Source organism: Saccharothrix hoggarensis (genome assembly GCF_052936025.1).
Genome location: NZ_CP193624.1, coordinates 5,843,032 through 5,855,557 on the forward strand (window position 1 = coordinate 5,843,032; position 12,526 = coordinate 5,855,557).

10 protein-coding genes and 1 tRNA gene are annotated in these 12,526 nt (G+C 70.7%); 5 read left to right on the forward strand and 6 right to left on the reverse strand.

From position 1 onward, the window contains the following. Window positions 1–32 precede the first annotated feature (32 nt). Together ACRAKH_RS26285 and ACRAKH_RS26290 are read left to right on the forward strand one after the other, a co-directional pair. Window positions 33–2,135, forward strand: coding sequence for a beta-galactosidase (locus ACRAKH_RS26285; protein WP_380723161.1), 2,103 nt, complete (start codon window positions 33–35; stop codon window positions 2,133–2,135). A gap of 121 nt (window positions 2,136–2,256) precedes the next feature. Then, window positions 2,257–4,020, forward strand: coding sequence for an RICIN domain-containing protein (locus ACRAKH_RS26290; protein WP_380723162.1), 1,764 nt, complete (start codon window positions 2,257–2,259; stop codon window positions 4,018–4,020). Here the strand turns inward: ACRAKH_RS26290 and ACRAKH_RS26295 are convergent. The 3 genes from ACRAKH_RS26295 to ACRAKH_RS26305 all read right to left on the reverse strand — a co-directional run bounded on the left by ACRAKH_RS26295 (window position 3,956) and on the right by ACRAKH_RS26305 (window position 5,620). Beyond that, complete coding sequence (locus ACRAKH_RS26295; protein ID WP_380723166.1) at window positions 3,956–4,360, reverse strand: ANTAR domain-containing protein; 405 nt, start codon at window positions 4,358–4,360, stop codon at window positions 3,956–3,958. The two genes, ACRAKH_RS26290 and ACRAKH_RS26295, sit on opposite strands and share 65 nt — an antisense overlap. 838 nt (window positions 4,361–5,198) lie before the next feature. After that, a tRNA-Leu gene (locus tag ACRAKH_RS26300) sits at window positions 5,199–5,272 on the reverse strand. A gap of 66 nt (window positions 5,273–5,338) precedes the next feature. Continuing rightward, a complete protein-coding gene (locus ACRAKH_RS26305; RefSeq protein WP_077006260.1) occupies window positions 5,339–5,620 on the reverse strand; it encodes a metal-sensitive transcriptional regulator in 282 nt (93 codons plus the stop codon). A 284-nt stretch (window positions 5,621–5,904) separates the two neighbouring features. Here ACRAKH_RS26305 and ACRAKH_RS26310 point away from each other — a divergent pair, with 284 nt between their 5' ends. Continuing rightward, complete coding sequence (locus tag ACRAKH_RS26310; protein WP_015104119.1) at window positions 5,905–6,246, forward strand: histone-like nucleoid-structuring protein Lsr2; 342 nt, start codon at window positions 5,905–5,907, stop codon at window positions 6,244–6,246. 64 nt (window positions 6,247–6,310) lie between these two features. Here ACRAKH_RS26310 and pabB read toward each other — a convergent pair whose 3' ends face one another. From pabB to ACRAKH_RS26325, 3 genes are all read right to left on the reverse strand, one after another. Beyond that, entirely contained in the window at window positions 6,311–8,338 is a 2,028-nt protein-coding gene (pabB, locus tag ACRAKH_RS26315) for an aminodeoxychorismate synthase component I (protein ID WP_380723164.1), read from the reverse strand. A 125-nt stretch (window positions 8,339–8,463) separates the two neighbouring features. Then, the gene (locus ACRAKH_RS26320; RefSeq protein WP_447009359.1) at window positions 8,464–9,396 is read right to left on the reverse strand and encodes a hypothetical protein; all 933 of its coding nucleotides are present in this window, start codon (window positions 9,394–9,396) and stop codon (window positions 8,464–8,466) included. Then, window positions 9,393–9,896, reverse strand: a complete 504-nt coding sequence (locus ACRAKH_RS26325) for a SigE family RNA polymerase sigma factor (RefSeq protein WP_380727455.1) — start codon at window positions 9,894–9,896, stop codon at window positions 9,393–9,395. Before ACRAKH_RS26325 ends, ACRAKH_RS26320 begins: the two co-directional genes overlap by 4 nt. Window positions 9,897–10,010: 114 nt before the next feature. Between ACRAKH_RS26325 and ACRAKH_RS26330 the strand changes: the two genes are divergently transcribed. Together ACRAKH_RS26330 and ACRAKH_RS26335 are read left to right on the forward strand one after the other, a co-directional pair. Beyond that, window positions 10,011–11,234: a metallophosphoesterase gene (locus tag ACRAKH_RS26330; RefSeq protein ID WP_380727457.1), complete on the forward strand. Its 1,224-nt coding sequence runs from the start codon at window positions 10,011–10,013 to the stop codon at window positions 11,232–11,234. A 74-nt stretch (window positions 11,235–11,308) separates the two neighbouring features. Further along, entirely contained in the window at window positions 11,309–12,493 is a 1,185-nt protein-coding gene (locus ACRAKH_RS26335; RefSeq protein WP_380727459.1) for a type III PLP-dependent enzyme, read from the forward strand. Window positions 12,494–12,526: the final 33 nt, after the last annotated feature.

Sequence of the window (12,526 nt, forward strand, 5' to 3'; positions counted from 1 at the left end):
GTCCCCCGACCACCGTGGGGAGTCACCCGACCATGCCCGAAATCCCCGACACCGTCCTGTTCGGTGCGGCCTACTACCACGAGTACCAGCCCACCGAGCGGCTCAAGACGGACCTGGACCTGATGGTCGAGGCGGGTTTCTCGGTGATCCGGGTCGGCGAGTCGGTCTGGTCCACCTGGGAACCGGAGAACGGCCGCTTCGACCTCGACTGGCTCCAACCCGTCCTCGACGGCGCGCACGAACGCGGCATCGCCGTCATCCTCGGCACACCCACCTACGCGGTGCCGCCCTGGCTGACCCGCCTCTACCCGGAGATCGCCGGTGAACGGGCCAGCGGCGAACCGATCCCGTGGGGCGCGCGCCAGGAAGTGGACTTCACCCACGCGGCGTTCCGCCACCACGCCGAACGTGTCATCCGACAGGTCGTGGGCCGCTACGCCGACCACCCGTCGGTCATCGGCTTCCAGGTCGACAACGAACCCGGCCTGGAACTGCTGCACAACCACGGTGTCTTCCAGCGCTTCGTCGACCACCTGCGCCACACCTACGGCACCGTCGAGGAACTCAACCGCGAGTGGGGCCTGGTGTACTGGTCGCACCGGCTCTCGACCTGGGCCGACCTGTGGCTGCCCGACGGCAACGCCCAACCGCAGTACGAGCTGGCGTGGCGGCGGTTCCAGGCACGGCAGACCGAGGAGTTCATCGCCTGGCAGGCCGGGATCGTCCGCGAGTACGCCGACGAGGACCAGTTCGTCACCACGTGCCTGGCCTACGACCGGCCCGCGTTCGACGACGACCGGCTCGCCCAACACCTCGACATCACCTCCGGCAACGCCTACTACGTCATGCAGGACGGCCTCGCCCTTCCCGACACCCGCACCCCCACCCAAACCTGGACCACCGACGGCGCCTGGGCCCTGTACCTCACCGCCGACCGCATGTACTCCTCCCACCAAGCCCCGTTCCTGGTCACCGAGACCAACGCCTCCCACATCGGCTTCTCCTGGGACAGCCGACCCGCCTACGACGGCCAATGGCGCCAAGCCGCCTGGGCGCTCGTCGCCCGCGGCGCACGCATGATCGGCTACTGGCACTGGCACACGCTGCACTTCGGCACCGAGACGTACTGGGGCGGCATCCTCCCCCACAACGGGACACCCGGCCGCGCCTACGCCGAGATCGCCCGGCTCGGTGAGGAGTTCAAGCGCGCGGGCCGGCTGGTGGCCGGACTGACACCGGACGCGGACGTCGCCCTGGTGTTCGACATGCCCACGCGGTGGATCATGCAGAAGTACCCCGCCCTGTCACATCCGGACGGAACACCGGACGAGCGCGCCTACCAGGGCCTGACCGAGCCGTTCTACCGCGGCGCGTTCGACGCCGGCCTGCAGACCCGGGTCCTGCACGCCGCCCGGCTCGGCACCGGCGACGTGGAGGACGCGGTCCGGCGGTACCCCGTCCTCATCGCCTCGGGCCTGTACCTCACCGACGACGACACCCTCGACTGGCTGCGCGACTACGCCCACGCCGGCGGCCACCTGGTCCTCGGCCCCCGCACCGGCTACGCCGACCACGAAGCCCGCGCCCGCACCGACCGCATGCCCGCCAGGCTCGCCGAGGCGGCAGGTGTCTGGTACGACGAGTTCAGCACCATCCACACGCCCGTCGAAGTGGAGTCCGCGGACCCGGAGGCCTTCCCGCTCCCCCAAGGCGCCACCGCGACCCGGTGGGTGGACGGACTGCGACCCGACGGCGCGACCGTGCTCGCCCACTACCGGCACCCGCACTTCGGCCGCTGGCCCGCCATCACCACGCGCGCCACCGGCAAGGGACGCATCACCCACGTCGGCACCGTCCCCGACCAACCCCTCGCCGAAGCCCTCCTGCGCTGGGCGACCGGCCACCGGACCACCGCCTGGCACGACCTGCCCGACACCGTCACGTCGACCGGCGCGACCGCGGCGAGCGGCGGCCGCCTGCGGTTCCTGCACAACTGGTCCTGGCAACCCACCTCCGTGACCGCGCCCGTGGACTGCCACGACGTCCTCACCGGCGAAGTCCTCCCCGCCGGGCGGCAGATCGACCTGTCGGCGTGGGACGTCCGCGTCCTGCTCGAACAGCCGCCCTCCCCCTGACCCGCCCGCCACACCGGGCGTTGCCGCCGAGCCACCTCATCCCCTCCCCTCTCAGGAGCAGAAGACGATGACGTCATCGCGCACAACCACGAGCCGGGTAAGGAAATGGCTCGCCAGAGCCATGATCGCGGTAACCGGCGCCGCGGCGTTGACCCTGCCGGCCGTCCCCGCCCAAGCCGTCAGCCCCACACCCCGCACCATCTACCAACTCCCCTCCACCGCTCAGTGCACCAAGGGCCTCGGCAACTGCGTCGTGTACCCGAAGGCGGCCGCACTGCCGAGCGGTCGCCTGGTCGCCGCGTTCGAGAAGGCCACCGTCGGCCCATCCGGCACGGCGGTCGGCCAGGTCATCCCGGTCTACCGCAGCGACGACGACGGCACGACGTGGCAGTGGCTGTCCGACGTGCGGGCACCGGCGTACACGTCGAGCAACCCCGCGCACGCCAGGTACACCAGCAGCTGGACGAACCCCTACTTCTACGTCCTGCCCCAGAACGTCGGCAACCTGAGCGCGGGCACGCTGCTGCTGTCCACAGTGGTCTCCGGTGAAGACGTGTACTACACCGAGCAGAAGGCCTCCAACCCGAACTGGGTGCCCACCAACGACGGCGACCGCCGCGACATGGCGATCGCCCTGTACTCCAGCACCGACCAGGGCGCGTCCTGGAACTTCCTCAACATCATCACCACCGGCGGTTGGCAGGGCGGCAGCGCCGGCGCCATCGGCCAGCGCATCGCCCGCGCCAACACCTACCGGCAGGTCGACCCCGTGTGGGAGCCGTACCTGATGGTGTACAACAACCAGCTCGTCGCCTACTACTCCGACGAGAACGACTACACCGGCTACAACACCTCGACCGGTGTCCTGATCCCCCGCGCCGACAACACCACGGCCGCCGACTCCCACGGGCAGGTCATCGCCCACCGCACGTGGAACGGCACCGCGTCCAGCGGGTGGAGCGCTCCGGTGCTCGACGTCGCGGGTTACACGCACAGCGTCGGCGGCGTCGACCAGATCGGCGGTGGACGTCCGGGCATGCCGAACGTCGTGCCGACCTCCGACGGCCGCTGGATGCTGACCTACGAGTACTTCGGCGGCGGCGACAACGTGCGCTACAAGATCTCCTCCAACCCGCTCGACTTCTTCTCCGTCGGCGGTCAGGCGGGCACGAACATCACCGCCCTCCCGGTCACCTCCGGATCCCCGGCGGTCACGCCGGGCGGCAGCCCCGTCATCATCCGCACCCCCGACGGCCGGCTGATCTACAACGCCCACGGCAGCGGTGACGTCTGGGTCAACCCCAGCGGCAGCAGCACCGGCGCCTGGACCCGGCAACTCACCACCATCGAGGCGGGCTACAGCCGCAACCTGACCTACGTCCCCCGCACGGGCCGCGTCCTGATCGTCACCGGATTCGGCGCCATCCGTCACGCCGACATCGACTTCGGCCGATCCGCCGGGCCGTACTACAAGCTGGTCAACCGGCGCAGCGGCAAGGTCCTCGACGCCTACGGCGCCGACCTCGCCGACGGCGCCAACCTCGTCCAGTGGGCCGACAACGGCGGCTTCAACCAGCACTGGCACGTCACCGACATCGGCGGCGGCAACCGGACGCTGCTCAACCGCAACAGCGGCCGCGCCGTGTCCATCCTCGGCACCAGCACCGCCGACGCCGCGACAGCCGTCCAGTGGGTGCAGAACAACGGGCTCGACCAGGCCTACACGCTCGAACCCGTGGGCGCCCACTACGAGATCCGCGCCCGGCACAGCGGGAAGCTGCTCACCGTCGCCGGTGGCTCGACCGCCGACGGCGCCCAGGTCATCCAGTGGCCGGACCGGAACCTGCTCGAACAGCAGTGGTCGCTGGTCCAGGTGTCGAGCTAGTCAGCGTACGGCCGACATAGCGGCACAGGCTTGGGGTCAGGCTCCGAATACGACAGGACGCCGTCCCCAAGCCTGTGCCACGTCGAGAGTTGCGGGACGGACACCGACGTGTCAGGTGGTGGGGTTCGCGCGTCATCCGATGGACCTGCCCTTCACCGGACGACGGATTCCCGCCACCACCGCCTGAACCGCCCCGAGGTCCGGCAGGGGCGGCCGCTCCGGGCCACCGGACGCCACGACGATGCCCGCGACGTCGTGCAGTTTGACGTTGGTGCTGAGAGGTCTCGCGTAGTGCGTCGAACGCCTCGGCTGCCGTCCAGCCGCGCACGAGCATGAGCATGCCCTCGGCCTGCTCGATCACCGGCTGCGTGGACAACGCTTCCCGTAGCTGATCGGCCCGGTACCGATTACTGCTTCACGGTGGACGGCTATCAGAAATCACCGTATGCCGACAGTCACCTCGCGCAGATCAAGCGGATCGAGCGCCACGGAGTGATCGCAGGCTGGCAACGGACTCGGGTCCGCTACCTGTGCCGGGACGACTTGCTCGCGAGCGACGCGTTGCTCCGCGCCGACCCGCCCGCGGCGGTCACAGTAGAGCCGGGAATTGACGAAGCAGTGGGGAGCCGAGGTCGTCAAGCACCCTGAGGACGAACACGGCCCCACACCGACACCCCGATGACGAAGGGGCCGTGCCCACCGACGAGTTGATGGCGCTGTTCGCCGCGACGAACTCGCCGTCGGGCCAGCTTCCCTCGATCGCTGATGCGCGCCGTCGAGGCCTACGCCCGACGTGATCACCACGCTCGCCGACGAGAACCGGGTCGACGTGCTGCTCGTCGCCCGCCCCGAGCTGTGCCGGCCGCCTCAACGCGCTCGAGAACGCAAAGCAATCGCAACCGCAGCAGCCCAGCATCGACAACGTCGATCTGGTCGACGGCTGCCGCACCCGAAAGTCACCTGCACCGGGCCCCGGCCGAACTGCCGGACCGCTGTTCACCCTGACCCAGCTGTCGATCACGGTCCACTACAAGACCAACGAAGCGACCCTGAAGCTGGTTCTGCCCGGCGAAGACGCATCTCAACTGGCCACACTGGCCGCCGCCCTGGACGACGACCCATCGGACCTTGTGGACACCTGCACCAAACCGCGGGTCAAGGCCTGTGCGTCCTGTACGTGCCCCCGGTGCGACTCGAACGCACACTGGACGGATTTTGAGTCCGCTGCCTCTGCCGATTGGGCTACGGGGGCCGGCGGGAGCACTCTACTCGATCAGCCGGCCCGGCCGCCGCACGGGGTGGCGGCCGGGCTGGGCCGTTATGAGCGCACCAGGCGGCCGATTGCGGCCGAGGCTTCGGCGATCTTCTCGTCCGCCACCTCGCCCCCCTCGGCGACGGCCTGGGCCACGCAGTGCTTCAGGTGCTCGTCCAGCAGGCCCAGGGAGACCGCCTGCAACGCCTTGGTCGCCGCGGAGATCTGGGTCAGCACGTCGATGCAGTAGTCGTCGTTCTCCACCATCCGCTGGAGGCCGCGCACCTGACCCTCGATGCGGCGCAATCGCTTGAGGTACGCGTCCTTGTCCGCCGTGTAACCGTGCATCGCTCCGGGCATCGCTCCCGACCTTCCCTACCCTGGGCGGGTATCCAGGTCCAGGATAGGCCACTCGACCGGGTGTGACCGGCACCACCGGGTGACCCCTTGGGCACCCTCACATTTCGGCAGGTGCGGTTTACCGCGCGAAATGACCCGTCCGGGGGCATCAGTCACATTTTCACCGCGAAAGGTTAGGCGATATTCCTCTCGTGCACTATGGTGTCGTCGAAGCGTGTGGCGCAGAACAAGTCGAGGGCAGCACGCGCTATGCGAGCACACACGGAGGAACAGTGGCACAGCAGACCGTCGTCCAACTCATCGACGACCTCGACGGCAGCGAAGCCGCCGAGACCGTGACCTTCGCGCTGGACGGTGTGGAGTACTCCATCGACCTCTCCAAGGACAATGCGGACAAGCTCCGCGAGTCCCTGGCCGACTTCGTCGCCAAGGCGCGCCGGGCAGGTGGCCGCAAGCAGCGCAAGGGCACCGGCAAGAGCACGGTAAAGGCTGGTGACAAGGCCCAGGCGCAGGCGATTCGGGACTGGGCGCGCGCCCAGGGCCACCAGATCTCGGACCGCGGCCGCATTCCCCAGGGCCTGGTCGTGCAGTTCCAGGAAGCGCACGCCTCCTGACTCGTCCGGTTTTCCCCTGCGGCGGGTCAGTCCAGCCGCAGGGGAAAACCACAGGTCAGGGCCGTTACGGCATTCCGGCGCGGCCGGGGAACTCCGCGCCGAGCAGTCTGAGCAGGGCCGTCGCCTTGACGGCGGTCTCCTCGAATTCCTCCTCCGGGTCGGACAGCGCGATGACCGCGCCGCCGACCCCGAAACTCACCTTGTCCCGGTCCACCACCAGCGTCCTGATGACGATGCTGAAGTCGGCCGTTCCGGACAGTGAGAAGTATCCGAGCGCCCCGGAGTAGACACCCCTGGGCCCGGCTTCCAGCCCGTCGATGATCTGCATTGTCCGGATCTTGGGCGCACCCGTCATGGACCCACCGGGGAACGCCGCCCTAACCACGGCGACGGCGGAACTACCGGAACGCAGTCGCGCCCGAACGGTGCTGACGAGCTGGTGCACTGTCGCGTAGCTCTCCACCGCGAAGATCCGGGGCACCTCGACGCTGCCGACTTCCGCGCAATGGCCCAGATCATTGCGGACCAAGTCCACGATCATGAGGTTCTCGGCGCGGTCCTTCGCGCTGGTCGCCAAGGCCGTGCGCAAAGCCTCGTCCTCGGCGGCGGTCGCCCCGCGGGGGCGCGTGCCCTTGATTGGCTCGGATTCGACGACACCCCGTCGGTCGACCCGGATGAACCGCTCGGGTGAAGTGCTGAGCACGGAGAGCGCACCGAAACGGAGCAACGCCCCGAACGGGGCCGGGCTTTCCGCCCGGAGGAACCGGTAGGCGTCCCACGGGTCGACCGAGCCGCGCCACGTCACCGTGTTCGTCAGGCACACCTCGTACGTCTCGCCGGCGGTGATGGCCTCCTGGCACGCCGCGACCAGCTTCAAGTAGTGCGCACGGCTGTGCCGCGACTGCACGGAGTCCGCGCGGGCCGGCACGGGCGCCGCCGCGGGCACGGCGGTGAAATCACGCAGGAATTCCGCCGTTCGGCCCAACCAGCCGTCCTCGTCGGACAACGCCAACAGGTAGACGCAGCGTGAATCGTGGTCGAAAACCAGCGCCCGGTCGGCGAACACGAATGCCGCATCGGGCTGCTCCGAACGGTGCGCCGCCGCGCCGCCGCATTCGGCCTTCAGCTCGTACCCGAGGTACCCGACCCAGCCGAGCGCGAAGTCGAACGGCACGTCGGGCGGCGCGACCCGCCACGCGGCCAGGTCTGCCTCCAGCCAGTCGAAGAACGGCCCGGGGTGCGCCACCCCGTCCACGGTGACCTCGCCGGTCCACACGTCGTACGTGGCCACGCGCGCGAGCGGCCCGCCGGCGTCCCCCATCACGGAGAACCGGCCCCGCTCGCCCGTCAGGCTGCTGTCCAGCCAGAACGCGTCGCGCGACGCGCCGTACAGGGCCGCGTGGACGGCCTCCGGCGGCGGGTGAACGTCCACCCTCCGCACCAGCACCTCCCGCGCCGCCGGGCGGTCAGGGAGTGCGACAGGTGGGGGCAGAGGGGCGAAAGGGGGCGTTGGGGGCGCCACGCCCGCGGTGAGGTCGCGGAAGTTGGCCAGCAGCTGGTGGCCGTGCGACGTGCACACCGACTCGGGGTGGAACTGGACGCCCCACGCCGGCCGCGAGCGGTGTCGCACGCCCATCAGGACGTCGTCGGACGCCCACGCGATCGGTTCGAGCTCGGCCGGCAGGTCGGACACGGCCAGCGAGTGGTACCGCACGACGGGCAGGGGTGACGGCAGGCCGGCGAACAGGTCCGCCCCGGTGTGCCGCACGAGGTCGACGACGCCGTGACGAGGGGTGACCAACCCCACCGACGCGCCGTGCGCGAGGCACAGGCCCTGGTGCCCGAGGCAGACGCCGAGCAACGGGATGTCGGCGTGGTCGACGACCGCGCGGCAGAGGCCGAAGTCGGCGTCGCGCTGCGGCCGGCCGGGGCCGGGCGAGATCACCACGTTGTCGAACCGCCGCAGGTCGGACAGCCGGAACCGCGGGTCGTCGTGGGTGATGACGACCGGCTCCCGCCCGTTCACCTCGGCCAGGTACTGGAAGAGGTTGAAGGTGAACGAGTCGTGGTTGTCGATGAGCAGCGTCCGCATGGCAAACAGCACGGTACCTGCACGAACACCCGGATGGAGTACCCACGGACGGATGACACAGAGGGGTCTCGCACAGCGGAAAGGCCGGGCGCGACCGGCGCCCGGCCTCCCCGTCCTCCCCTGGCTCAGTCGAGGTGGAACCTCGGGTCGGCGGCGAGCGCCGCGAGCTGCGCCGGCGTCAGCGGCAGCTCGGCCAGGCCCGGGTGGCCGGAGTTCGCGTAGACCCGGGACTGGGCCACGATCACGAGCGTGCCGTCGGCGTGGCGGTGGAAGGCTCCCTGCTCCATGCCGCCGTCGGGGTTCGCCGTGGTGGCGACGGCGACCTGCGCGCCGGCCGCGTCGACCACCTCGCAAGTGCCGGCGCCGACCACCGGGTAGGGCTGCCCCGCAAGCTTCGCGCAGCCCGGCTGGTCCGGGAGCCGCGTGCCGCCCTTGGTCTCCACCTGGATCCAGAGGTGCCCGACGCCCGGAGCGCCGGAGCGCACCACCGGCGTGTAGGCCATGTACTCCCAGACCTCCAGCTGGCCTGCGTAATCGGCGAACTGCGACTGGGTGCGCGTCATCGGCCCGTAGCCCTCGAAGCCGATCCGCGAGCGGTCCTCGGCCTTCAGGCCGGACGGCAGGGACGAGACCAGGTCGTTGAGCACGGCGACGCTCTTGTCGGCCCGCGGCCCGTTGGTGGCGGTCCGGTCGGTCTGCCCGTTCGGCCACGGCGTTTCGGTGTCCGCGGGCACGTCGGTCCCCGTCACGGACGGCCGGGCGGACGGGGGCGGCGACGCGGTCGGGGTGACCGACGGCGCGGTCGAGGCCGGGGGCTGCGACGACTGGGCGCCCACCTGCGCGACCTCACGGCCGCCGCCGGCGAGGTTCGGCACCAGGACCGCGCCGACCGCGATCCCGACGACGGCGAGGCCCGCGACCGCGCCTCCCCACGTGGCCTTGCGGCGCCGGTGCGCCCGCTGCCCGCGTTCCAGCGCAGCCGTGGGGTCCATGGGCGGCGGCGGGCTGCTCGCCACCATCACGTCTTGCAACGCGCTCTTCAGCTCGTGCTCGTTCATCGCACCTTTTCTCCCTGCTGAGGGGTGATCAGGCCGCGCAGCGTCTGCAGCCCCCGCGCGGCCTGGCTCTTGACCGTTCCTTCCGAGCAGTTCAACGCCCTGGCGGTCTCCTCGACCGACAGGTCCTCCCAGTACCGCAGCACGAGCACGGCGCGTTGCCTCGGCGGCACCTTGGCCAGCGCCGCGAGCAGCACCAGCCGGTCCTCCGCCGAGCCCCGGCCGACCGCCTCGACGTCGGCGGTCGACTCGGACACGCGCTCCTTGCGGAACCAGCCGCGACGCAGGTCGGAGACGAACGTCCGCACCAGCGTCTGCCGGGTGTAGGCGTCGAGTGCCTCGTGCCGGTTGATCCGCCGCCAGGCCACGTAGAGCTTGGTGAACGTGGCCTGCACGAGGTCCTCCGCACGGTGCCAGTCACCGCACAGCAGGTACGCCGTGCCGCGCATGGCCTCGGACCGCGCCGCGAAGTACTCCGCGAACGCGGTGTCCCGATCACTCATCTGTCCTCCCCCGTACTGCGGTACGAGGTAATCACGCCCGCGGGGGCCACCGGGGTTGCATGGCAGGTTCGAGATTCGTGGAAACTGGTCTCACCACCACCGGGGAGGCCCTGCTTGTTCTTCTTCGTGCTGTTCGCCGTCGTGATGGGCGCGGCCCACTACTACATCTGGAAGCGCGTGGTCCGCGACACCACGCGCGCCGGTCGCGCGCGCCGGGTGGGCACCGGCGTGGTGCTCTTCGCCTACCTGTTGGTGATGGCGGCGCTGGCCGTGAGCCGGCTCGGGTCGACCCTGGGCAACGCCGTGGCCTGGCCCGGCTTCATCTGGCTGGCCGGCGCGTTCTACCTGGCGCTGGTCCTCGGCGTGCTGGAGGTCCCGCGGGCGCTGCTGCTCCGGTCCGCCCGCCGGCACGAGGTCCCGGCCGCCGTGGGGGCGCCGGACGGGGCGGTCGAGGCGCCCGGGGCGGCGCCCCCGACCGGGGAGCAGCCGGTGGACCCCGGCCGACGGCTGTTCATCGCGCGGTCGCTCGCCGTGGCGGGCGGGGTGGCCACCGCGGGGGTCGTCGGCTACGGGACCACGCAGGCACTCGGCGACCCGGTGGTCAAGCGCGTGCCGGTGACGCTCGGCAAGCTCGACCAGCGGTTGGCGGGCTACCGGATCGCGGTCGTGAGCGACATCCACCTCGGCCCGCTGCTGGGCCGGGCGCACACCGAGCGGATCGTGCGGATGATCAACGCCCAGGAGGTGGACCTGGTGGCGATCGTCGGCGACCTGGTCGACGGCACGGTGGCCGAGCTGGGCGAGGCGGCGGCTCCGCTGCGCGACCTCGTGAGCACGCACGGCAGCTTCTTCGTCACCGGCAACCACGAGTACTTCTCGGGCGCCGAGCCGTGGCTGGCGGAGCTGGAGCGGCTCGGCGTCAACCCGCTGCGCAACGAGCGGCTGACGATCGAGCGGGCCGGCGCGTCGTTCGACCTGGCGGGCGTCACCGACGTCACCGGCAGGGCGCACGGCGACGGGCCGGACTACGCCCGCGCCCTCGACGGCCGCGACACGTCGACGCCCGTGGTGCTGATGGCGCACCAGCCGGTGCAGGTCCGCGAGGCCGCCAAGCACGGCGTCGACCTCCAGCTGTCCGGGCACACGCACGGCGGGCAGATGTTCCCGTTCCACCTGGCGATCGGCCTGCAGCAGCCGATGCGCAGCGGGCTGGAGACGATCGACGGCACGCAGGTGTACACGACGAACGGGGCCGGTTTCTGGGGTCCGCCGGTGCGCGTGGGCGCTCCGCCGGACATCACCGTCGTGGAGTTGCGTCACAAGTTCGCCGGCCGATAGCGCTTTTTTCGCCCGCACCGCCTAGAGTGGACGGCCGTGCCCGAACACGGTTGCGGAGGGGGACCCCTAGCGAGATGACGAAGAGCTTTGCCGATCAACGGCTCGACGAGGCAACAGCTCGTATCCGTCGTTTCCTGGACCATGAGCAACCGGACACCCCCTGTCTGGTGATCGACCTGCCGACCGTGCGAGACCGGTTCACGGCCCTCCGCGCGGCCCTGCCCGAGGTCGGGATCTTCTACGCGGTGAAGGCGAACCCGACGCCCGAGGTGGTCGGCCTGCTGGCCGCCGAGGGGTCGTGCTTCGACGTCGCCAGCCCCGCGGAGATCGACCTGTGCCTGGAGCTCGGCGCCGCGCCGGAGGCCATCTCGTACAGCAACCCGATCAAGAAGGCGCGGGACGTCGCCTACGCGTTCGAGCGCGGGGTGCGACTGTTCGTGTCCGACAGCGAACAGGACGTGCTCGCGCTGGCCGAGCACGCGCCCGGCGCGTCGGTGCTGCTGCGAATCCTGGTCAACAGCAAGGGTTCCACCTACCCGTTCGGCAAGAAGTTCGGCTGCGCGCCGGAAATGGCGACGGATCTCCTGCGGTTGGCCTCCGAATCGGGTCTCGTTCCGCTGGGCGTGGCGTTCCACGCCGGGTCGCAGCAGCTGGACCCGAACGGCTGGGACGGCGCGATCGCCGACGCCGCCCTGATCACGGCGAAGCTGCGCGCCGAGGGCATCGAGCTGACGACGGTCAACCTGGGTGGCGGCCTGCCGGCGGGTTACCTGGAGCAGCCGCCGCCGCTGGCGGAGTACGCCGCCGCCATCACGGCCTCCGTCGAGCGCCACTTCGGCGACGTCCGGCCCCGGGTGATGATCGAGCCGGGACGGGCGGTCGTCGCCGAGGCGGGCGTGATCCGCTCGGAGGTGGTGCTGGTGGCGAAGAAGTCCTATTCGGACGAACGCCGCTGGGTCTTCCTCGACATCGGCCGCTACGGCGGCCTGGCCGAGACCGAGGGCGAGGCGATCGCGTACCCGTTGGTCACCAGCCGCGACGGCGTGCCCCACGACGGGGTGCCGCTCGGCCCGGTCGTCCTGGCCGGGCCGACGTGCGACGCGGACGACGTGCTCTACCAGAACGCGTGCTACGAGCTGCCGCTGGACCTGCGCGCGGGCGACCACGTCGACCTGCTCCGCGCGGGCGCCTACACGGCCAGCTACTCGTCGGTGGCGTTCAACGGCTTCGCGCCGCTGGCCACCCACTGCGTGCGATGAGCGCGCCCCCGCCTGTCCGCCGCTGTACCCCTC